The 20,071-nt window shown below is 41.0% G+C and carries 25 protein-coding genes; 4 read left to right on the forward strand and 21 right to left on the reverse strand.

Annotation, left to right across the window (positions count from 1 at the left end; translation table 11 throughout):
• Nucleotide 1: 1 nt before the first annotated feature.
• Entirely contained in the window at nucleotides 2–709 is a 708-nt protein-coding gene (locus K7A41_RS03320) for an SDR family NAD(P)-dependent oxidoreductase (protein ID WP_265712598.1), read from the forward strand.
• A 115-nt stretch (nucleotides 710–824) separates the two neighbouring features.
• Here the strand turns inward: K7A41_RS03320 and K7A41_RS03325 are convergent, their stop codons facing one another.
• Nucleotides 825–2,198 carry an alpha/beta hydrolase family protein gene (locus K7A41_RS03325; protein ID WP_265712599.1) on the reverse strand — a complete coding sequence of 458 codons (1,374 nt, stop codon included), beginning with the start codon at nucleotides 2,196–2,198 and terminating at the stop codon, nucleotides 825–827.
• A gap of 419 nt (nucleotides 2,199–2,617) precedes the next feature.
• Here K7A41_RS03325 and K7A41_RS03330 point away from each other — a divergent pair, with 419 nt between their 5' ends.
• Complete coding sequence (locus K7A41_RS03330) at nucleotides 2,618–3,352, forward strand: lysophospholipid acyltransferase family protein (protein ID WP_265712600.1); 735 nt, start codon at nucleotides 2,618–2,620, stop codon at nucleotides 3,350–3,352.
• 5 nt (nucleotides 3,353–3,357) lie between these two features.
• On the opposite strand, the gene K7A41_RS03335 is transcribed toward K7A41_RS03330, so the two are convergent.
• Both K7A41_RS03335 and K7A41_RS03340 read right to left on the reverse strand, forming a co-directional pair.
• On the reverse strand, nucleotides 3,358–4,488 hold the full coding sequence (locus K7A41_RS03335; RefSeq protein ID WP_265712602.1) for a glycosyltransferase: 1,131 nt from the start codon (nucleotides 4,486–4,488) through the stop codon (nucleotides 3,358–3,360).
• Nucleotides 4,472–5,446, reverse strand: coding sequence for a hypothetical protein (locus K7A41_RS03340; protein WP_265712603.1), 975 nt, complete (start codon nucleotides 5,444–5,446; stop codon nucleotides 4,472–4,474). Before K7A41_RS03340 ends, K7A41_RS03335 begins: the two co-directional genes overlap by 17 nt.
• A 100-nt stretch (nucleotides 5,447–5,546) precedes the next feature.
• Between K7A41_RS03340 and ruvC the strand changes: the two genes are divergently transcribed.
• Nucleotides 5,547–6,113 carry a crossover junction endodeoxyribonuclease RuvC gene (ruvC, locus tag K7A41_RS03345; protein ID WP_265712604.1) on the forward strand — a complete coding sequence of 189 codons (567 nt, stop codon included), beginning with the start codon at nucleotides 5,547–5,549 and terminating at the stop codon, nucleotides 6,111–6,113.
• Between the two features lie 2 nt (nucleotides 6,114–6,115).
• Here ruvC and K7A41_RS03350 read toward each other — a convergent pair whose 3' ends face one another.
• Complete coding sequence (locus tag K7A41_RS03350) at nucleotides 6,116–7,162, reverse strand: hypothetical protein (protein WP_028071549.1); 1,047 nt, start codon at nucleotides 7,160–7,162, stop codon at nucleotides 6,116–6,118.
• Between the two features lie 229 nt (nucleotides 7,163–7,391).
• Between K7A41_RS03350 and K7A41_RS03355 the strand changes: the two genes are divergently transcribed.
• Complete coding sequence (locus K7A41_RS03355; RefSeq protein WP_265712605.1) at nucleotides 7,392–7,865, forward strand: Lrp/AsnC ligand binding domain-containing protein; 474 nt, start codon at nucleotides 7,392–7,394, stop codon at nucleotides 7,863–7,865.
• Nucleotides 7,866–7,899: 34 nt separating this feature from the next.
• Here K7A41_RS03355 and K7A41_RS03360 read toward each other — a convergent pair whose 3' ends face one another.
• From K7A41_RS03360 to rpsE, 17 genes are all read right to left on the reverse strand, one after another.
• Nucleotides 7,900–8,964 (reverse strand): M20 family metallo-hydrolase, encoded by a 1,065-nt coding sequence (locus K7A41_RS03360; protein WP_265712606.1) that lies wholly within the window; start codon nucleotides 8,962–8,964, stop codon nucleotides 7,900–7,902.
• Nucleotides 8,954–9,760, reverse strand: coding sequence for a pyrroline-5-carboxylate reductase (gene proC, locus K7A41_RS03365; RefSeq protein WP_265712607.1), 807 nt, complete (start codon nucleotides 9,758–9,760; stop codon nucleotides 8,954–8,956). Before proC ends, K7A41_RS03360 begins: the two co-directional genes overlap by 11 nt.
• Before the next feature lie 27 nt (nucleotides 9,761–9,787).
• Complete coding sequence (gene argB / locus K7A41_RS03370) at nucleotides 9,788–10,585, reverse strand: acetylglutamate kinase (RefSeq protein ID WP_028071553.1); 798 nt, start codon at nucleotides 10,583–10,585, stop codon at nucleotides 9,788–9,790.
• A gap of 52 nt (nucleotides 10,586–10,637) precedes the next feature.
• Nucleotides 10,638–11,600: an acetylornithine carbamoyltransferase gene (locus K7A41_RS03375; protein WP_265712608.1), complete on the reverse strand. Its 963-nt coding sequence runs from the start codon at nucleotides 11,598–11,600 to the stop codon at nucleotides 10,638–10,640.
• A gap of 124 nt (nucleotides 11,601–11,724) precedes the next feature.
• A complete protein-coding gene (locus K7A41_RS03380) occupies nucleotides 11,725–12,870 on the reverse strand; it encodes an aspartate aminotransferase family protein (protein WP_265712609.1) in 1,146 nt (381 codons plus the stop codon).
• A 155-nt stretch (nucleotides 12,871–13,025) separates the two neighbouring features.
• On the reverse strand, nucleotides 13,026–13,535 hold the full coding sequence (gene rplQ, locus K7A41_RS03385) for a 50S ribosomal protein L17 (RefSeq protein WP_265712611.1): 510 nt from the start codon (nucleotides 13,533–13,535) through the stop codon (nucleotides 13,026–13,028).
• 106 nt (nucleotides 13,536–13,641) lie between these two features.
• Nucleotides 13,642–14,634, reverse strand: coding sequence for a DNA-directed RNA polymerase subunit alpha (locus K7A41_RS03390; protein ID WP_028071557.1), 993 nt, complete (start codon nucleotides 14,632–14,634; stop codon nucleotides 13,642–13,644).
• Between the two features lie 95 nt (nucleotides 14,635–14,729).
• Nucleotides 14,730–15,338, reverse strand: a complete 609-nt coding sequence (gene rpsD, locus K7A41_RS03395; RefSeq protein WP_265712612.1) for a 30S ribosomal protein S4 — start codon at nucleotides 15,336–15,338, stop codon at nucleotides 14,730–14,732.
• 61 nt (nucleotides 15,339–15,399) lie between these two features.
• A complete protein-coding gene (gene rpsK, locus K7A41_RS03400; RefSeq protein WP_028071559.1) occupies nucleotides 15,400–15,789 on the reverse strand; it encodes a 30S ribosomal protein S11 in 390 nt (129 codons plus the stop codon).
• 10 nt (nucleotides 15,790–15,799) lie between these two features.
• Nucleotides 15,800–16,177 carry a 30S ribosomal protein S13 gene (gene rpsM, locus K7A41_RS03405; RefSeq protein ID WP_028071560.1) on the reverse strand — a complete coding sequence of 126 codons (378 nt, stop codon included), beginning with the start codon at nucleotides 16,175–16,177 and terminating at the stop codon, nucleotides 15,800–15,802.
• A gap of 27 nt (nucleotides 16,178–16,204) precedes the next feature.
• The gene (gene ykgO / locus K7A41_RS03410; RefSeq protein ID WP_013665024.1) at nucleotides 16,205–16,321 is read right to left on the reverse strand and encodes a type B 50S ribosomal protein L36; all 117 of its coding nucleotides are present in this window, start codon (nucleotides 16,319–16,321) and stop codon (nucleotides 16,205–16,207) included.
• A 45-nt stretch (nucleotides 16,322–16,366) separates the two neighbouring features.
• Nucleotides 16,367–16,585, reverse strand: a complete 219-nt coding sequence (gene infA, locus K7A41_RS03415; RefSeq protein WP_002997456.1) for a translation initiation factor IF-1 — start codon at nucleotides 16,583–16,585, stop codon at nucleotides 16,367–16,369.
• A gap of 73 nt (nucleotides 16,586–16,658) precedes the next feature.
• Entirely contained in the window at nucleotides 16,659–17,441 is a 783-nt protein-coding gene (gene map / locus K7A41_RS03420; RefSeq protein ID WP_265712620.1) for a type I methionyl aminopeptidase, read from the reverse strand.
• 9 nt (nucleotides 17,442–17,450) lie between these two features.
• Complete coding sequence (gene secY / locus K7A41_RS03425) at nucleotides 17,451–18,788, reverse strand: preprotein translocase subunit SecY (RefSeq protein ID WP_028071562.1); 1,338 nt, start codon at nucleotides 18,786–18,788, stop codon at nucleotides 17,451–17,453.
• A gap of 3 nt (nucleotides 18,789–18,791) precedes the next feature.
• Nucleotides 18,792–19,238 (reverse strand): 50S ribosomal protein L15, encoded by a 447-nt coding sequence (rplO, locus tag K7A41_RS03430; RefSeq protein ID WP_265712622.1) that lies wholly within the window; start codon nucleotides 19,236–19,238, stop codon nucleotides 18,792–18,794.
• A gap of 118 nt (nucleotides 19,239–19,356) precedes the next feature.
• Nucleotides 19,357–19,536 (reverse strand): 50S ribosomal protein L30, encoded by a 180-nt coding sequence (gene rpmD, locus K7A41_RS03435; protein WP_045753985.1) that lies wholly within the window; start codon nucleotides 19,534–19,536, stop codon nucleotides 19,357–19,359.
• A 5-nt stretch (nucleotides 19,537–19,541) separates the two neighbouring features.
• Nucleotides 19,542–20,060: a 30S ribosomal protein S5 gene (gene rpsE, locus K7A41_RS03440; protein WP_265712623.1), complete on the reverse strand. Its 519-nt coding sequence runs from the start codon at nucleotides 20,058–20,060 to the stop codon at nucleotides 19,542–19,544.
• Nucleotides 20,061–20,071 lie beyond the last annotated feature (11 nt).

Consider the following 20,071-nt stretch of genomic DNA (forward strand, 5'->3'; position numbering starts at 1 on the left):
CATGGCAAATATTATTATTACCGGAGCGAGCAGCGGTGTAGGGTTTGAAGCCGTATTAGATTTGACCTCAAAAAAGGACAACAAAGTCATTGCCCTTGCCAGATCAGCCGACAGGCTGCGGAAACTGCATGAAATATCCAGTCAGCTCAACTATGATGGCGGCGAACTTTATCCCGCTCAATTCGATATTGTCTATGACGATTATGCTACACTTGTACCTTTCATCCAATCAAAGTTCGATAGTGTGGACATTTTGATCAATAACGCTGGTGCTTTGATTAATAAATCTTTCATGGAAACCGACACCCAAGATTTCGCTGAAATGCTGCAGACCAACGTGATCGGGCACGTAAACATGATAAAGCATGTCGTCCCGATGATGCATGAAGGCTCACATATTGTAAACATCGGCAGTATGGGCGGATTCCAGGGATCAATGAAATTTGCGGGGCTTTCGGCTTATTCGGCCAGTAAAGGCGCACTCGCAGTATTGACAGAATGCCTGGCCGAAGAGTTTAAAGATAAAGGTATTAGAGTCAACTGTCTGGCTTTGGGATCTGCACAAACCGAGATGTTCGAAGCGGCCTTCCCAGATTTGCAAGCCGGTACTCTCGCCTATGAAATGGGGAGATATATTGCTGATTTTGCACAAACAGGTCACCATTACTTCAATGGCAAAGTATTGCCGGTTGCGAATACTACACCTTAATCATTAAGACACCGTTCATTTAATTCTTTCAGACAATTTTTACATTTCCAAAATTGTCTGAAAGAGTAGTCCGTTCTATACGGCGGCGGCCTTGGCGAAATCTAGTTAAGGCTATTTATCTCGCCTTCAGCTTAAGCCAATGAGTCAGGTCGTCCATCAGTTGCTCATTAAAACTTTCAGAATTTTCAAAATATTCTTCGATTTTTCCGGTTTCAGCCTGCTGAAAAACATGATTTAGGTTGGGATAATCTTTAATCGTAACATCCGTTGTGTTAAGCCGCAAACGCTGCAAAGCATAAATATTCTCATTTGCGGGCACTTGAACATCCTTCCCTCCAAAGGAGGCAAATATCGGCACGCGTAGCTGTTTAAGATAATAGGCAGGATCGATACGAAGGAAAGTCCTGAACCAAGGGATAAGCATCGGGCTCAGTTTAATTTTCATATCCGATGTTAATGGGTTGCCACGGTTTTGGCGTACAAGTTCCTTTTCCAGCATTCCCGAAAGTTCCTGCGGTGTTTCGTCACGCAATAAGATATCATATATCCTGCGATTGTTGATTTTGTTTTCATTCAGTGCAGATTCGGATAATCCGCCCGCTTTTCCAAGCGCATAGCTCTGTAAAATCAGCAAAGAATCACCTTTAATAACTGGGCCGGACAATAATGCAACATAATCGACTTTATCGTTTTCAGCTGCCACTATTTCAGCTATCAGAGCTCCTTCACTATGCCCCACAATACCAATCTTGCCTAACTTGACCATATTTTGTTTGCTAAGGAAATCCACTGCAGCATCTGCATCTGAAGCAAAATCAATAGTGGTAGCCAAATTTACCTCTCCTTTCGAACCGCCGATGCCGCGATCGTCGTACCGCAATACAGCAAAACCATTTTTGCTCAAGTGATCGGCCAGTATTTTAAAAGGGCGGTGCCCAAAAACTTCCGAATCTCTATTCTGCTGTCCGCTGCCATTGACCAATACGACGGCCGGGAACGGCCCTCCACCCTTTGGATAGGTCAGAGTCCCAGCGAGGGATGCATTTCCCTTGGGATTACGAAAGGAGACTTGTCGCTCCAAATAGTCATAGGGAGGAAAAACGTCCTGTTTGCGTGATAGCCCGCTCATTTCGTTCTCACTCCGCACTAATATCATCGCTGATTCAAAGCTCCCCTGCTTCATCACGCCCTTCATTACATCTTTGTCTCTGTCCAGGTATCCCGCATAAAAGAGTCTGATCGCTTTGACATCCATCCAGATGGAATCCTTATGCACTTTAATAGCGTCAATCGGAAAACGTTGTGCAGTCTGCATCGGGCTTTCAAATGTACCGGTCCATCTATCATTGCTATCTTGCTGAAGATTAAAGACCAGCAATAATTTCTGTCCTGAGACCTCTACCTCCCCTTTCCACGAACCATCGAATGACTGTGCATTGCTACAGGAAAAGTGCAAGCAGATCAAAAATAAATAAAGAATCTTCTTCATATTTCTTTTTCAATCAAAATAAAAATATACCTATTTCCCATCATAAAATATAATGCCACAATAATAGGCAACATTCGAATTACCCGACAAATGATTATCATTGCCTACCTGCAATGCAGCTGTCGGATAGATAATTCGTTGTTACGATATTGTCTAAATACTGCTACTACTGACAAGCCAAGCATGCTGCATGCCCCTGGTGATGGTATCAAGAGACGGAATGACAAGCTTTCCCCGATAATCCTTAGCTTATATTAAACACCATGAACACAGAGCAATATTTTTGAGTCCATTTATCACCTTGGCGAGCTTCTTTGTTGTTAAATATAAATCATATTTATTCAATGAAAGACACAATACTGTCAATGTATTTCAAAAATCATTGCTTAATGATATATTTGTAGCACTAAATAAAACATATGAGAAAAGTTTTGGGTTATATCCTATCAATTATATTTTGGTTTTGTTTTGGTTTATCCCTCATTATATTTCATCCGATCCAATGGTTATGCCTGAAGCTGGGTGGTTATGGTGCGCATAAGAAAAGCGTGGATATGCTGAATGCGTGTTTAGTTGCTTCTTATTACACGTTATTTAACCGGGTAACCTTTATCGACAATAAATCGATTCCACTGGGGCAACCAGTGATTTTTGTCGCAAATCATCAAAGTACTTTTGATATTCCTCCACTTATTTATTTTCTGCGGCGATTTCACGGGAAGTTTATTTCTAAAATTGAACTCGCCAGTGGTATCCCAAGCATATCATTCAACCTAAAACATGGCGGAGCGGCAAATATTGATCGTAATGATCCCAAACAGTCTATTGCTGAGATACTAAAACTGGCGAACAATATGAAAACTAAAAATTGGTCAGCTTTTATCTTCCCGGAGGGAACAAGATCAAAGACCGGAAAAATGAAAGCATTTCATGTTGGCGGAATCGCTACTTTATTGAAGAAAAATCCGAATGCCCTGGTTGTACCCGTTGCGATCACAGGATCGTACGAAATGGTGCAATACGGCATGTATCCACTGACCCCCTTCTTGCATATGACATGGCAGGTCCTTGATCCTTTACCTACTGAAGGAAAAAGTGCCGAAGAAATCGTGAAACTGGCAGAAGAAACGATCAAAAGGAAAGTAGAAAAGTAAGAGGATTATTTTACCTGCCTACCTTTCCAGTCATATTTTCCGATGTTACCCAAGATACCGATATAAGTTAAATAACAAACATGCAATACACTCAATAACGGCAGATACCAGAGCAGCTCATTTCGGCTAGCAAACCTTGTCAGAGGCTGAATAAAGAAAAATTCGACTGCCATCTTGAGAAAAAGAGCAAAAAGCACCACCCAGCCGATCAGTTTGACTCCGGCAATCGCTAGTATCCCAGAAAGCAGCAGCAACATATTAAAAAGCCAAATGGAGATTCCAAGAGCGATTACACCTTTGTTTTTATATTTGGTGCTTTTTGAGGCCCAACGTCTTCTCTGACTGATAAACGATTTCAAATCCGGCTTCGCATCCGTATACACGGTGGCGTCCTTTGACTTGCAGAATATAATCTTTTCTGGGTATTTTTCTGCAACTTTATGCAAAAACAGTTCATCGTCACCTGACGCCAGCTCATCTATACCATTGAATCCCCCCATTTCCCAAAAGACATCTTTCCGATAGGCTAAATTTGCTCCGTTACATGTTGTTGGTTTACCGTTGCCGATACCTGCCGCACCCAAGCCGATCAGATATAAAAACTCCAGGGTTTGCAGCTGTTCAAAATAGCTTTTCTCTTCCGAATAGACAACTGGCGAAGACAATAGGTAAGCATGTTCCTTTTCAAAAGTGCCAACCACTGTCGCAAGCCACTTTGGCCCCATCCTGCAATCCGCATCCGTTGTTATTATGATGTCTCCAGAGCAACAGTCAATTGCTCTGGAGATCGCAAGCTTTTTATAGGAATTCAGACGCCCGTTTTCATTGAGCCGGATCAGTTTAACACCATCCTCTTGATATTCCTGCACGATGGCAGAAGTATTATCATCTGAATGGTCATCGATAATAATCAGTTCAAGCTGCTCTTTGGGAAAATGTTGTCCCAATATAGCTTCTATCGTCCGGCGAATGTTTAGTTCTTCATTGCGGGCAGCAATGATAACTGACACCGTTTTCGTTGGTTCAGGAATACGCTGGGGTACCTGGAGCCCCGTCCAGCCTCTACGCATCCAAAGGACCAAAATGGCGTATACACAGGCGAAAATGATCAGTAAATAACTAAGGATTTGTATCACCGAAAAAATTAATCTTAAAAACAAAAATAGAACCAAATATAGCAGGAAGTATGAGGTTAACAAACCAGATGCACGATACAATAGCCATTACGGCTATTTCCTGCGTTGTAATATAACTATAAAGATTGCTCGCGACAAAACTACGGACGCTAAAATCGAATATATCTAACGTCGGAAGTGCAGCCTGAACAAAGAAGAGAATAAAAATCATTAATACCATCGACAGCACGGGAAGTTCGGGCAAGGTCAATTTCATGAGTATGATATACTGTGAGGTGAAGATGATAAACCTTGCCAATGAATTTAGCAGTACCACGCTAAGCTCGCGCGTCGTATAATGCTCGAGCACTCCAAAAAAAGGTTTGATTTTGGTTAAGAATTTAATCCTGCCAACCAGCAGATCCACCCATCGTACGTTAAAATACAAAACAATAAATCCTGCAGCATAGATAATCGCCAACAACCAGACGCTGAACTGCACTGACAGCGGCGGAGACAAAAACTGGCAGATAAACCAAGCAATACTCAATGATCCGGCGACACTGGTCAACACCAACTGGGCAAACAGCCCAACGCCCATTGCTACAGCACCCTGAGCCCTGTTCTGCGGTTGTAAGAACAGTACACGGCCACCATACTCACCAATTCTGTTAGGTGTAAAAATAGCCCAGGTAAGCCCACAGAAGACCGACTGGAATGCCTTCCAGAAGGAAAGATACTCTAATTTGGATGCCAGATAGCGCCATTTGACGACTTCCAACAGCCAATTCACCAGCATCAGCACTACGATCAACAGCAATGTCAAGACTACCGAATGCTGCTCCAATCCCGCGATCAACGTCTTGAATTTGCCTATATTGCTCCTATCAGATACTTTAACAACAATGTACCATGTTGCAAGTGCGAAAACCAGTATCTTTATCAGTAGACTGATATATTTTTTTTGTCTCCCTGTCAAGTTTCGATATTTAGAGAGCAATGTTACTAAATTTTAGCCAAATGATTAACTTTTGTCGCGTGCAATCCATTAATAAAAAGCAAAATTTGTAATATTGTACATGCAGAAGGAAAAAGCGAAAGAAAGAATAATTTTGGGAATCGACCCCGGCACAGTTGTACTCGGCTACGGGATCATCAAAGAAGTAGGCAACACGATCTCTCTTATTTCCATGGGAGTCATCAAAATGGGACATCTCGATGACCACGCGTTGAAATTGCAACGAATTTTCAAGAAAACCTCAGCCCTAATGCAGGAATATAACCCAGACTGCGTCGCTTTGGAATCCCCCTTCTATGGAAAAAATATTCAAGTCATGCTCAAATTGGGACGTGCACAGGGAATAGCAATGGCTGCAGCCCTCGCGCAAGACATTCCTATTTTTGAGTATTCGCCCAGAAAAATCAAGCAATCTGTTACTGGAAACGGAAATGCGACCAAAGAGCAGGTTTCTGCAATGCTCAAAACACTCTTAAAATTTGAAGAAACACCTCAGTTTCTCGATGCCACAGATGGCCTGGCTATTGCTGTATGTCATTCTTTTCAGAAAAACAGCACATCAGGCAATTCCAAATCTTATTCTGGCTGGTCTGCCTTCATCAACGATAATAAAGACCGGATCCGATAGAGTTACATCTGCACCTGACGGATCACATTTTTCACATTCAGTTCAACTATATCGGTCATGGTTCTGCATTTCAGATAAGAATTATTCTGGTAAAACTCCGCATAACCTTCTCGCAATTGTCTGATATTTTCCGGCGTGGATAGTACCTGAGTCTGCGAAGCATCCCGCAGGTCGGCAATCCGGTGCCTTTCACTGCGCACTCTGTGGACAATGGAAGATCGCTCCTCCTGTTGATATTGCAAAACCGTTTTCTCATTGAGATGCTCCATTGCCAGTTTGACATACGGATAATTTTCCTTGAAAAATTGTGGCATATATACTTTCGGATTGCCTTCATAAAACTGCTGGTCAAAATCAATAGCCCTGATTCTGAACTGAAAGTCATCAAAATCGGGCGTGATCTGCATGACAAAATTATAAGCACGCATATCGCCGAGTAAGGTGATGATACAGCGTTCATTAAATTTGACAAATTCCTTGGAAATACGAGTCAAATTGTAATCCGGTGAAAACATCCTCGTCTGCGAGAACGTGTCGCCCGGAATACCAACAATATGTTCCTCAACCAATGTATCTTGATCCACCATATAATTCACTTGGTTGGGAGACAATATCTCCTCGAGTTCCAATCCATAAATTCGCGAAGCATCAGCCTGCTTGATATAGAAATAGTCATAGACATCGTTCAGGCGGTTGACAATACGAATCCGAAACGGTTTTGTGTTTCCAAAACCACAATATTCAACACGGTCAATATACTTATGCTGTACAATACGTGTATTTCCAGAAGCCTTGAGTTTAGCATAAATGACTTTTAGTCCATCATACAGCTGGTCGATCAGATGTTGCGGGTAAAGTGGTGTCTCCCAGAATGTATCTTTCCCAAATTTGTCCATTACGGGTACTGTTTCGGTAAAATTCAATAAGTCCTTATAACCGATAGGCAACTTTTCATCCCGTTGATACATTCGAAGATATTTATGAAGCCCTTCTCCTACTTCAAAAATTGGCTTCTTCTTCGAAATCTTAACGTCTTGAACCTCTTCCATTTTATTTTTCGCATTTGTATTGATATCTGAATGCTTGGTACCGTCATCTGTACATCTGTAGAGACTGTATTCGATAATAACATTATCAATATCAATAACTATTTTTTATTAAATTTACATCTATAAACCGAAAATTCTTAGTAATTTTGAAATAAATTTAATTATTTTAGTTGTTGGTCAGATTTACGTGCATTGACCAAATGATGAAAACATAAAAAAACCATTGTTAATGGAAAATCAATATGCAAACTATGATCTAGACAATTTGGATATCCAAATCTTGTCTATTCTAATGAACGATGCCTCCATCCCTTACACAGAAATAGCTAAAAAGCTGATTGTATCCGGCGGCACAATTCATGTTAGAATGAAGAAGATGGAAGAGTTAGGTATCATCCGGGGTTCAAACCTGATTATCAATCCACAAAAAGTAGGCTTTGATATTACTGCGTTCTTGGGTATCTATCTAGAAAAAGGTTCACAATATGCAGATGCGGTAGACAAATTAAAAGAAATCAAAGAGGTGGTTGAATTACACTATTGTACTGGACAGTATAGTATTTTTGCGAAAATCATCTGCAGGGATACGGTGCACCTCAGAAAGGTACTGAACGAAGATATCCAATCTGTACCGGGAATACAACGTACAGAGACAATCATTTCTCTCGAAGAAAGCATTAAGCGTCAGATTAGTCTGATCTAATCTAATAAAAAAAGCCTCCTACATGGAGGCTTTTTTATACTATTTTTTGCAGCAGCGCTATATACAGGTCTATCCCCTCTTTAATCTCGTCAATATAAATAAACTCATCCGCCATATGGGATCTTGCACTGTCTCCGGGGCCAAGCTTCAACGAAGGCACGGGAATAAGCGCCTGATCGCTCATTGTTGGTGAGCCATATAGTTTCCTGCCGAACGACAGTCCGGACTGCACGATGGGATGCTGTTCTGGTATGGAGGAAGATTTTAGCCGGGTGGACCTCGCAGTTACTTCAGAAGCAACATGAGATTTTATGATTTCCAGTGTTTCTTCATTAGAATAAGCGTCGGTCGTCCTCACGTCCACGACAAAACTACAAGTAGCAGGCACTACATTATGCTGCGAACCAGCCTGAATGACAGTCACCGACATTTTAATCGGGCCCAATGTCGGCGATGTCTTCTCGAAGGTATAGTCCTTAAACCATTGGATATCTTTGATCGCTTTGTAAATAGCGTTGTCACCTTCGTCACGGGCAGCATGTCCTGCCGTTCCCCTAGCTACGCAGTCCAATACCATGAGCCCTTTTTCCGCAATAGCCAAGTGCATTAACGTCGGCTCACCCACGATGGCAAAATCGATAGGGCCGATATCCGCAAGCACAGACTCTATACCATCTCTACCTGAAATTTCCTCCTCTGCACTTGCCACGAAACAGAAATTATACTTTAGGTCAGCATGTTCATAGAAGTACCTAAAAGCTGCAATTAGCGACACTAAACAGCCTCCAGCATCATTACTGCCTAAGCCATACAGTTTGCCATCCTCTTCTGTCGCCGCCAGTGGGTTGCGCGTATATCCTGTATTCGCTTTTACTGTGTCATGGTGTGAATTAAGTAGAATGGTTGGCTTATTTATATCGTAATGTGCATTGTATGCCCAGACATTATTGCCTTTCCTAAAAGTTCTGATACCGCGCTCATTAAAAAACTCCACAAGCAAGTTTGCCGTTAAGGTTTCTTCCCTGCTCAAGGACGGCAAGCTGATTAACCTTTTCAATAATGCTAGGCTATCACGAAATAAGCCATCCTTATCCCTCATTATATAACCCTCCTGCTTTATCTGCAGACAATTTTATACCCTTAATAAATGCAGAACTAAACCCATTATGTTCCATTTCATTCAGGCCAGCAATCGTACATCCTTTTGGAGAGGTCACCTTATCAATCTCTCTCTCGGGATGAGCATTTGTATGCAGCAAGAGATCTGCAGCACCTTTGGCGGTCTGAACAGCCATTTTCAGTGCGTCATGTGCATGAAAGCCTATTTCAACCCCACCCTGGGATGCTGCACGTATAGCGCGCAGAAAAAATGCAATCCCACAGGCGCAGAGCGCTGTCGCCGAGGTCATCAGGTCCTCGTTGATGATCACAACCGATCCGACCGTCTCAAACATTTTCTCTACTTGCTCTAAACTTTCTGTTGAAGCATTATCGCTGGCGATACAGGTCATCGACTGGGCGATGGCAATCGCCGTGTTCGGCATAGCACGTATGACAGTCGCGTCCTCCCCCAATTCAGCCTTCAGGTCAGCACAGGACACACCAGAGGCGATAGATACGAAAATCTGTCTTCCCTTGTCGACGACAGGAGAGACCTCCATCAACACCTTTTTGAGTTGCTGTGGTAGAATAGCGAATACAACAATATCAGCACTTTTTACAGCAGCTTTATTGTCATTGCTTACGATAAATCCTTGACTCGCCTCCTCAGCTAAAGCGTTTAAATTTCTTCGCGTCAGTGTAATATCAGAAGCTTGTGCAAATTGACTCTTTACAAGCCCCTTGGCCAGTGAAAGACCAATATTTCCGCTGCCAATGATGGTGACCTTTTTCATAGTATTCGGTTTAGGTTAGATTACATATTATTTTAATGTCAAACAGGTACCAAACTGCCCTTGTTGGAACAAGTGTAGGTTGTTGGCGTTGCCAATATACACTTCCTGTACGCCTTTGTTTATAGCGTTAAATGCATTTTGTAATTTTGGGATCATGCCTTCGTTTACCACGCCTGATTCCTTTAAATATTCAAACTCCTCGGATTTGATTGCCGGTATTACGGAGTTTTCGTCCGTAATGTCCCGGAGCACGCCATTTTTCTCAAAGCAGTAGACTAGCGATGTTTCATAAAGTGAAGCCAATGAAACTGCCAGCGAAGACGCAATCGTGTCTGCGTTTGTATTCAGCAATTGACCCAGACCATTATGTGTTATCGCCGAGAATACAGGAACAAATCCGGCTTCCAAAAATTTCTTGATCGCCAGTGTGTTGACAGAATCATGCAATAAATCTCCGACAAAGCCATAGTCAATATCTTTAACTGGTCGCTTTATCGCCTTGATGACGTCACCATCGGCGCCAGAAAGGCCCACTGCGTCGCATTTCAATTTTTGCAGTTTAGCTACGATAGTCTTATTTGTCAAGCCCGCATACACCATAGTTACCACCCGTAACATATCCTCGTCTGTTACTCTTCGCCCCTCGACCATTTGCGCTTGTATACCCAATTCGTTCGCTAAGCGGGTAGCGATCTTACCCCCACCATGCACCAAAATTTTTTTCCCTGATAATGCGGAGAATTTTTCCAGGAAGGAATCCAGCTGACTTTCATCATCAATAACATTTCCGCCGATTTTTATAATATTTAATACACTATTTGCCATTACGCAACTTTTCCCTATAAAATAGTTTTTCCAATAATCAAAAAGTTAGGATTTATCCTAGCTCTTCCAGCATACGTTTTAAGACAACCTGAGCGGCCCAGACACGATTGCTCGCTTCTTTAATAACCAGTGAATTTGGCCCATCCAAAATCTCCGATGACAGCTCAAGATCCCGTCGTACAGGCAGGCAATGCATCACTTTAGCATTGTTTGTCAAGGCTAACTTTTCGTTGTCCATCATCCAGTCTTCATCCACCGTATACACTTCGCCGTACTCCTTATAAGACGACCAATTTTTCACATAGACAAAATCGGCCCCCTTTAGACTTTCATTCAGATTAGTTGATATGGTGGCTCCTTTAGTAAAGTCGTCGCTCAGTTCGTAGCCCATGGGCTGTGCGATCGTAAAGTCCACCAATCCCTCCTCCTGGGCTTTGCACATCCATTCAGCAAATGAGTTTGGCACAGCTTGAGGTAGGGCTTTTACATGCGGAGCCCATGCCAATACCACCTTTGGTTTAGCCACATTCTTATGCTCAGTAATCGTGATTATATCTGTCAGACTCTGCAAGGGATGGCGCGTAGCGCTCTCAAGGGAAACGACAGGTACGCCGCAATATTTAATGAATTTATTAAACAGATCTTCACTATAGTCTTCTTCGCGATCTTTTAGCTTTGGAAAGGAACGCAATCCAAGAATATCACAGTACTCTCCCATTACTGCTGCTGCTTCACGAATATGTTCTACCGTACTACCATTCATAACAATACCGTCCTGAGTCTCCAATGCCCAACCATCCTTGTCCATATTCATCACCATCACATTCATACCCAGATTCATCGCAGCTTTTTGTGTACTCAAACGTGTACGCAAACTAGGATTTAAAAATACCAGCCCCAGAGTCTTGTGCTTACCAAGTTCCTGAAGATCAAAAGGCGCTGCCTTTAACGCTAAGGCTTCCTGTACAACATCCGCTACGCTGTCGACGTCCTTAACAGAGAAAAACTTTTTCATCAATGTAATTATCTATATGAGTGTGTTCTAAACAGCTAAGCTCGTTTCACTCGATTTATATTAATGTTAACCCGTACAATTTGCCACCCTCCTTAAATAACGGATATAGCAACATCGTAGTATATTACAATATCGTAACAGCCTTTAATTGCTGTTGTAGAGCCGACAGAAACTGATCGGCATGCTGTTTGGTGATATTCAATGCCGGTAGTAAGCGTATAACGTTCGGCTTGGCTTCACCAGTGAAAATGCGATCCTTTAATAGCAGGTCTTTTTTAACATGCGCCAAAGAAGCAGGCAATTCAATCCCAATCATCAACCCTCGTCCACGGACCTCAACGATATCGTCAATTTTCTTCAGTTCATCGATAAGATATTGTCCCACCTGCAGTGCGTTCTCCATCAGGTTATCCTGCCTAATCACTTCCAGTACGGCCAATGCCGCGGCGCAGGCTAGGTGGTTACCGCCGAAAGTCGTACCCAGGCTACCATGAACAGCTTTAAATTTCGGAGATATACTTATTGCTCCGATGGGGAATCCATTGCCCATACCCTTTGCCATCGTATAAATATCGGCCTCCACCCCTGAATAGTCCTGTGCATAGAAAAGACCCGTCCGGCCATAACCACATTGTACCTCATCCGCGATAAATACCGCATTATACTGATCACATAGCGAGCGGATCAATTGGAGAAATGGAATAGAAGCTTCCCTTATCCCGCCAACACCCTGAATGCTCTCAATAATCACAGCCGAGATCTCGTCGCCATAGGTGCCGAAAGCGTCCTGAAGAGCTTTTTCATCATTAAATGGCAGAAATATCACATTTTCAGTTTCATTAACAGGCGCCACTATATTCGGATTATCTGTAGCAGCTACGGCCAATGAGGTCCTTCCATGAAAGGATTTCGAAAAAGCGATCACCTTTCGTCTCTTATTATAGAAAGAAGCAAGTTTCAACGCATTTTCATTCGCTTCGGCTCCGGAGTTACAAAGAAATAAATCATAATCCATCTTGCCAGAAACCTCTCCAAGTAATCGAGCCAGTTCACGCTGAATTGGAATCTCCACAGAATTCGAGTAAAAGCCGATACGGTTCAACTGATCCGTGATACGCTTTACATAATGTGGGTGGGTATGGCCGATTGAAATCACGGCATGCCCTCCATACAAGTCCAAATAAGCATTTCCTTCGGCATCCCACACCGTAGACCCACTAGCCTTAACTATGTTAATGGGATTAATGGGATAAACATCAAATGGTTTCATCTTAATGAATTATAGATTGATAAACGAAATAGCTAGCATCAGAAAAGCGATCAGATTTTAGCATTACAAATATATCAGTTCTAACGGTAGGATTGGCTATAAAATAAAAAAAGTCCCCTTAAAAAGGAGACTTTTTTTATAGAACAGAGCAACTATTATTCTCCGTCAACTTTTTCTTCACCTTCAACCTCAGCTTTCACTTCAGCAGGAGCTTCAGTTTCAACAGGCGCAGGAGCAGCAGCTTTTTTACCACCACGGCGGCGAGTAGCTTTTTTCTCTGCAGCAGCAGCTTTTTTACCGTAGATTTCGTTGTAATCAACCAGCTCGATGAAAGCCATTTCCGCATTATCACCTAAACGGTTTTCCATTTTGATGATACGCGTATAACCACCTGGACGGTTAGCTACTTTTTCAGATACTTCGCGGAATAAGATAGAAACTGCATCTTTATCTTTCAAGTAAGCAAATACTGTACGACGAGAGTGAGTCGTATCGTTTTTAGATTTAGTAATCAAAGGCTCAACATAAGTACGTAACGCTTTAGCTTTAGCCAAAGTAGTTGTAATACGTTTGTGTTTGATCAATGACGTTGCCATGTTAGCCAACATTGCTTTTCTATGGCTATCCGTGCGGCCTAAGTGATTTACTTTTTTTCCGTGTCTCATTTTGGATTTTATTATACTAATCGTACCGTTTTTGTATGTATACTACGGAAATATTCCCATAGTATTGGCCAAAAGGAATTACGACTAGTGGTCGCTTAATAAATAATTATTCTTCGTCTAATTTATATTTGGCTAAGTTCATTCCGAATGACAAACCTTTGGATTTTACCAATTCCTGAATTTCACTTAACGATTTTTTACCGAAGTTTCTGAATTTCAGCATATCAGCTACGTCGTATGTTACCAACTCAGCCAATGTACGGATATCAGCAGCTTTCAAGCAGTTCAATGCACGAACTGAAAGATCAAGATCTACTAATTCTGTTTTCAAGATCTTACGCATATGTAAGATTTCCTCATCAACAACCTTAGTTTCTTCTTTCGTTTGAGACTCAAGAAGCATATTCTCGTCGGAGAATAAAATAAAGTGTTGAATCAAAATCTTAGCAGCCTCTTTCAAAGCCTCTTCGGGGTGAATTGAGCCATCTGTAGAGATATCCAACAACAATTTCTCATAGTCGGTTTTTTGCTCTACACGGTAATTCTCAATGGTATATTTAACATTCTTAATCGGAGTAAAGATCGAATCGATTGCGATAACACCAACTGGAGCATCGGCAACCTTGTTCTCATCTGCATTTACGTATCCACGACCTTTAGCAATACTCAATTCCAATTCAATTGTCACTGAGTTATCCATATTACAGATTACTAAGTCTGGGTTTAAGACAGTAAAGTTATTAGAGAATTTTGTGATATCACCAGCTAAGAATTGTTCTTGACCATTGATTACTACAAATACCTTTTCGCTGTCGCCAATCTCACCTGTTTTTTTGAAACGGATCTGTTTCAAGTTCAAGATAATTTCAGTTACGTCTTCAACAACACCTTTGATCGTTGAAAATTCGTGCGAAACGCCAGAAAACCTTATCGACGTAATTGCATATCCTTCTAACGAGGACAATAGAATACGGCGCAAAGCATTACCAATGGTTACACCAAAACCAGGCTCCAATGGACGAAATTCAAACGTACCATCAAAATCCGTAGATTTTTGCATGATAACTTTATCCGGTCTTTGAAATGCTAAAATTGCCATTTATTTTCTTTTAATGTTTATTTGTAATAATAATTGTAATACAATAGAAGATGCATACCCCAAAAAATGGACTATGCATGCTTCTATTTTATTTATTATTTAGAGTATAACTCAACGATTAAGTTCTCTTTAATGTTTTCAGGAATATCAGCTCTTTCTGGATAGCTTAAGAAAGTACCTTTCAATTCTTTCGCATTCCACTCTAACCAAGAAAATCTATTTACAGTACGACCTGCAACTGAATTTGTGATGGCTTCAAGTGTTTGAGAACGTTCACGAACGGCTATAACGTCACCTGGACGCAAGCTATATGATGGAATGTTAACAACCTCTCCGTTAACAGTAATGTGTTTATGAGATACTAACTGACGAGCAGCAGCACGAGTAGTAGCAATACCTAAGCGGTAAACTACGTTATCTAAGCGAGCTTCCAATAATTTTAGGAAGTTTTCACCTGTAATACCTTGTTTAGAGGCAGCTTTAACAAATAAGTTAGAGAATTGACGTTCTAATACACCGTAAGTGTATTTTGCTTTTTGTTTTTCCAACAACTGAATAGCGTATTCAGATTGTTTACCTCTGCGTTTAGAAGCTCCGTGTTGTCCAGGAGGATAATTTTTCTTTTCTAACGCTTTATCTGGGCCGAAGATCGGCTCTCTAAATTTACGGGCAATTTTGGACTTAGGTCCTGTATATCTAGCCATTTTCTTTTACAATTAAAGTATCTATCAGCCTGTAGCCGACGAATCTTATCTTTAAAATTAATTAAACTCTTCTGCGTTTTGGAGGACGACAACCGTTGTGAGGAAGTGGAGTGATGTCTTTAATAGTTGTCACATCAATTCCTACAGTCTGTAATGTTCTGATTGCAGATTCACGACCAGCACCAGGTCCTTTAACAAACACTTCTACTTTGCGCAAACCCAAGTCATAAGCAACTTTTCCACAGTCTTGAGCAGCTTGACCAGCTGCGTACGGCGTGTTCTTTTTAGAACCACGGAAACCCATTTTACCAGCACTAGACCAAGAAATAGTTTGTCCTTGATTGTTAGTCAAAGTTACAATGATATTATTAAACGTTGCGTTAATGTGAGCCTGACCTACAGGTTCAATAACAACGATACGCTTTTTTGCAGCTTTTTTAGTTTTAGCCATTTCTTATTTATTATTTAGTAGCTTTTTTCTTGTTTGCAACTGTCTTACGTTTACCTTTACGAGTACGTGAGTTGTTTTTAGTACGCTGACCACGAACTGGTAAGTGTTTACGGTGACGTAGTCCACGGTAACAGCCGATATCCATTAAACGTTTGATGTTTAATTGAATCTCCGAACGCAACGCACCTTCAACTTTCAATTCGTCATTAATGATGTTACGAATTGCTGACAATTGTTCATCATTCCAATCTTGCACCTTCACATCTTCGCTGATACCAGCTTTTTCCAAGATATATTGAGCACTTGCACGACCGATACCAAAAATATAGGTAAGGCCGATCACACCTCTTTTGTTTTTAGGTAAATCAATACCTGCTATCCTTGCCATATAATATTAAGCTATTATTTTTAATGATTAACCCTGACGTTGTTTAAACTTAGGGTTCTTTTTGTTAATTACAAAAACTTTACCTTTACGACGGATGATCTTACAGTCCGCGCTACGTTTTTTAATTGATGCTCTTACTTTCATGATATTTATTTTTTCAAAAGCTTGCGCTAATTAAAGGCTTACCTACTACTTATAGCGATAAGTGATCCTTCCTTTAGTCAAATCATAAGGAGACATTTCCAACTTAACTTTATCCCCGGGCAAAATCTTGATATAGTGCATACGCATTTTACCTGAAATATGGGCAATGATTTCATGCCCATTTTCCAATTCTACCCTAAACATAGCATTAGAAAGTGCCTCTCTAATTATACCGTCTTGTTCTATTGAGGCTTGTTTAGCCATATATTCTCGATTAAATTTAATTTAAAAGCCTGCGAACAGGAGTGCAAAGATAAATAAAATAATTGAAAACCAACTACTTTTTATTCAAAACTTTCTCTACATGTTCAAACGTTAGCAACACATCTGGCTGTCCCTTACGAACGGCAACCATTTGCTCGAAGTGCGCCGATAATTTTCCATCAACTGTACTTACCGTCCAGCCATCGTCCCAGAAACGGACACCAGCTCGCCCCGCGTTGATCATCGGTTCGATACAAATGACCAAACCTTCCTCCAACTTGGGCCCAGATCCTCGTTTTCCATAATTCGGGACTTCAGGTTTTTCATGTAAGTGATATCCAACGCCATGTCCTACCAGCTCGCGCACGATGCCAAAACCAAATTTATCGACATATTCCTGGACAGCAGAAGAGATATCTCCAACACGTTTACCGGCCACAGCCTGCTCAACACCTTTATACAATGATTCCTTTGTGACATCCAACAACAACTGTGCTTCCTCAGAAATCTCGCCTACACCAAAAGTGTATGCTGAATCGCTGATAAAACCATTCAGATTGACACCACCATCGACCGAAACAAGATCACCATCTTTAATTTCATAATCGCTTGGAAAACCATGAACAATCTGATCATTGACTGAAATACACAAAGAATATGGAAATCCCTGATAATTTAAGAACGCCGGCGTCCCGCCATTATCATGAATATACTCATAAGCTAATTTATCAAGAGATATAGTTTTTATTCCAGGTTTAATCACTTTTGCGATTTCGCCAAGCAATTGCGAAAGCACATCTGCTGACTTCCGCAATTGCTCTATATCGTCTGCTGACTTATAAAATACTTTAGACATCTAAAGAAATTAAATTGCCGAATGATCCATTCCCTCTACAGAAGCAGCCGAACGGCCTTTAATACGTCCTGTTTTCATCAATCCATCATAATGACGCATCAATAAATGGGATTCGATCTGTTGCAAAGTATCCAACACCACACCTACTAAAATCAATAAGGACGTACCTCCGTAGAAGTGCGCAAATTGATTATTAATACCAAACAAACTTGCAATAGCAGGTAAAATAGCAATGATCGCTAAGAAAATTGCCCCCGGAAATGTAATATTTGATATTACGCGGTCTATAAAATTACTAGTTTCCAATCCTGGTTTAATACCGGGAACAAACCCTCCGTTCTTCTTCATGTCGTCCGACATCTGCTGTGGATTAACCATAATTGCTGTGTAGAAAAACGTGAATGCGATAATCAAAAACGCAAATGTCACGTTATATGCAACAGAAGTATAGTTACTCAGCGACGTCAAAAATTCAGACTGAAGATTCGGGAAAAACTGTCCCAAACTCATTGGCACAAACATAATTGCCTGTGCGAAAATGATCGGCATTACCCCCGCTGCATTTACCTTTAAAGGTATATACTGGCGAACGCCACCGACTTGTTTATTGCCTACAATTTTCTTCGCATACTGTACAGGAATCTTGCGAACCCCTTGTACAATCAGAATCGTAAAGATCACAACGAAGAACAAAGCTACAAATTCAAGCAACAATGGAATTGGACCACCACCACCTTTCGCCATTCTAGAAACCCATTCCGCAGTGATACCACTTGGCAATTGTGCGATAATACCAGTCATGATGATCAAAGAAATACCATTACCGATACCTTTATCCGTAATTTTCTCTCCTAACCACATCACAAATAATGTACCGCCTGTCAAAACTATGGCAGTCAAAATGGTGAACAATGGGTCTGCAATTGTCTTAGCACTGGGCTCAATCTGAGTACGTACATAAGCAAAAGCCTGAAGCAAAGTAATCCCTAATGTTAAATAACGGGTAATTTGATTCATTTTTTGACGACCACTTTCCCCTTCTTTCTGCATCTTTTGGAAGTAAGGAACCGCGATGCCCAGCAATTGAACAACAATGGATGCCGAGATATATGGCATTACCCCTAAAGCAAAGATTGCCGAACGGGAGAAAGATCCTCCCGCAAACATATCCAATAGGCCCAATAAACCCTCTTTCTGGCCAGAAGCCAAAGCGTGAGGATTTACACCTGGTAATACCACGTGACATCCAATACGGTAAATCAACAGAAAAAGTAACGTATTTAGAATACGCGTACGTAAATCGTCGATTTTCCAAATATTGGTTAAGGTTGTGATTAGTTTCTTCATTTATTAAATTTTAACGATAGAACCGCCTGCAGCTTCAATAGCTTTTTGAGCAGAAGCAGTAAACGCGTGCGCTGTTACTTCAACTTTAGCTTTCAATTCACCGCGGCCCAAGATTTTAACTTTGTCATTTTTAGACACCAATCCATGAGCTTTCAATGCATCGAAATCTACAGCTGTCAAATTGTGCTTCTCGATCAACGCTTGCAAAGTATCCAAGTTGATACCATTGTACTCCACGCGGTTGATGTTTTTGAAACCAAATTTAGGCACACGACGTTGTAAAGGCATTTGACCACCTTCAAAACCGATTTTCGTTGAGTGACCTGAACGAGAACCAGCACCTTTGTGGCCACGTGTAGAAGTACCACCACGACCTGAACCAGTACCACGGCCAATACGTTTTCTACTCTTTACAGAACCTTTTGCAGGTTTTAAATTACTTAAGTTCATCTTAAACTAAATTATGCTAGCCCTTCGCTCTCACTAAACAGGTACTAGCGATTAAAAAATATTGATTATTAATAACAAGTAATGGAAAGAGCTCAAAGAGCCTTTCCATATGCTAATATTAAATAGTTTCGATAGCTACTAAATGGTTTACTTTACGTACCATTCCAATAATTGCTGGAGTAGCTTCAACTTCTACTGAGTGGTTGATTCTTTTTAAACCTAAAGCCTCAATAGTTTTCTTTTGGCGCTCGCTTCTGTCGATAACGCTCTTTATCTGGGTGATTTTGATTTTTGCCATGATAATTAACCGTTAAATACTTTATTTAAATCGACACCGCGGTGTTGTGCCACTGTATATGCATCGCGCATGTTTGCTAAAGCAGTAACAGTTGCTTTTACCACGTTGTGTGGGTTAGAAGAACCTAATGATTTAGCCAATACGTCTTTGATACCAGCAGATTCCAATACTGCACGCATCGCACCACCTGCTAGAACTCCTGTACCAGCAATAGCTGGTTTGATCAAAACTGAACCACCAGAATATTTGCCATATTGCTCATGAGGTACAGTACCTTTGATTACAGGAACTTTCACCAAATTTTTCTTTGCATCGTCGATACCTTTGGTAATTGCTTCAGTTACCTCTTTAGCTTTACCTAAACCAAAACCAACAATACCGTTTTCATCACCTACTACAACAATTGCAGAGAAGCTGAAAGTACGACCACCTTTGGTAACTTTTGCTACACGTTGGATACTTACTAAGCGATCTTTTAATTCAATTTCGCTCGATTTTACTCTTTTTATATTGCTTAATGCCATTTCTTTTCTAT

Origin of the sequence: Sphingobacterium sp. InxBP1 (assembly GCF_026191775.1) — a bacterium.
Lineage (GTDB): Bacteria > Bacteroidota > Bacteroidia > Sphingobacteriales > Sphingobacteriaceae > Sphingobacterium > Sphingobacterium thalpophilum.

Excerpts from the sequence above, each read along its gene's own strand:
- K7A41_RS03320 (WP_265712598.1), top strand. The coding sequence starts at position 2 with ATGGCAAATATTATTATTACCGGAGCGAGCAGCGGTGTAGGGTTTGAA.
- K7A41_RS03325 (WP_265712599.1), bottom strand. The coding sequence starts at position 2,198 with ATGAAGAAGATTCTTTATTTATTTTTGATCTGCTTGCACTTTTCCTGT.
- K7A41_RS03330 (WP_265712600.1), top strand. The coding sequence starts at position 2,618 with ATGAGAAAAGTTTTGGGTTATATCCTATCAATTATATTTTGGTTTTGT.
- ruvC (WP_265712604.1), top strand. The coding sequence starts at position 5,547 with ATGCAGAAGGAAAAAGCGAAAGAAAGAATAATTTTGGGAATCGACCCC.
- K7A41_RS03350 (WP_028071549.1), bottom strand. The coding sequence starts at position 7,162 with ATGGAAGAGGTTCAAGACGTTAAGATTTCGAAGAAGAAGCCAATTTTT.
- K7A41_RS03355 (WP_265712605.1), top strand. The coding sequence starts at position 7,392 with ATGGAAAATCAATATGCAAACTATGATCTAGACAATTTGGATATCCAA.
- K7A41_RS03360 (WP_265712606.1), bottom strand. The coding sequence starts at position 8,964 with ATGAGGGATAAGGATGGCTTATTTCGTGATAGCCTAGCATTATTGAAA.
- proC (WP_265712607.1), bottom strand. The coding sequence starts at position 9,760 with ATGAAAAAGGTCACCATCATTGGCAGCGGAAATATTGGTCTTTCACTG.
- argB (WP_028071553.1), bottom strand. The coding sequence starts at position 10,585 with ATGGCAAATAGTGTATTAAATATTATAAAAATCGGCGGAAATGTTATT.
- K7A41_RS03375 (WP_265712608.1), bottom strand. The coding sequence starts at position 11,600 with ATGAAAAAGTTTTTCTCTGTTAAGGACGTCGACAGCGTAGCGGATGTT.
- K7A41_RS03380 (WP_265712609.1), bottom strand. The coding sequence starts at position 12,870 with ATGAAACCATTTGATGTTTATCCCATTAATCCCATTAACATAGTTAAG.
- rplQ (WP_265712611.1), bottom strand. The coding sequence starts at position 13,535 with ATGAGACACGGAAAAAAAGTAAATCACTTAGGCCGCACGGATAGCCAT.
- K7A41_RS03390 (WP_028071557.1), bottom strand. The coding sequence starts at position 14,634 with ATGGCAATTTTAGCATTTCAAAGACCGGATAAAGTTATCATGCAAAAA.
- rpsD (WP_265712612.1), bottom strand. The coding sequence starts at position 15,338 with ATGGCTAGATATACAGGACCTAAGTCCAAAATTGCCCGTAAATTTAGA.
- rpsK (WP_028071559.1), bottom strand. The coding sequence starts at position 15,789 with ATGGCTAAAACTAAAAAAGCTGCAAAAAAGCGTATCGTTGTTATTGAA.
- rpsM (WP_028071560.1), bottom strand. The coding sequence starts at position 16,177 with ATGGCAAGGATAGCAGGTATTGATTTACCTAAAAACAAAAGAGGTGTG.
- ykgO (WP_013665024.1), bottom strand. The coding sequence starts at position 16,321 with ATGAAAGTAAGAGCATCAATTAAAAAACGTAGCGCGGACTGTAAGATC.
- infA (WP_002997456.1), bottom strand. The coding sequence starts at position 16,585 with ATGGCTAAACAAGCCTCAATAGAACAAGACGGTATAATTAGAGAGGCA.
- map (WP_265712620.1), bottom strand. The coding sequence starts at position 17,441 with ATGTCTAAAGTATTTTATAAGTCAGCAGACGATATAGAGCAATTGCGG.
- secY (WP_028071562.1), bottom strand. The coding sequence starts at position 18,788 with ATGAAGAAACTAATCACAACCTTAACCAATATTTGGAAAATCGACGAT.
- rplO (WP_265712622.1), bottom strand. The coding sequence starts at position 19,238 with ATGAACTTAAGTAATTTAAAACCTGCAAAAGGTTCTGTAAAGAGTAGA.
- rpmD (WP_045753985.1), bottom strand. The coding sequence starts at position 19,536 with ATGGCAAAAATCAAAATCACCCAGATAAAGAGCGTTATCGACAGAAGC.
- rpsE (WP_265712623.1), bottom strand. The coding sequence starts at position 20,060 with ATGGCATTAAGCAATATAAAAAGAGTAAAATCGAGCGAAATTGAATTA.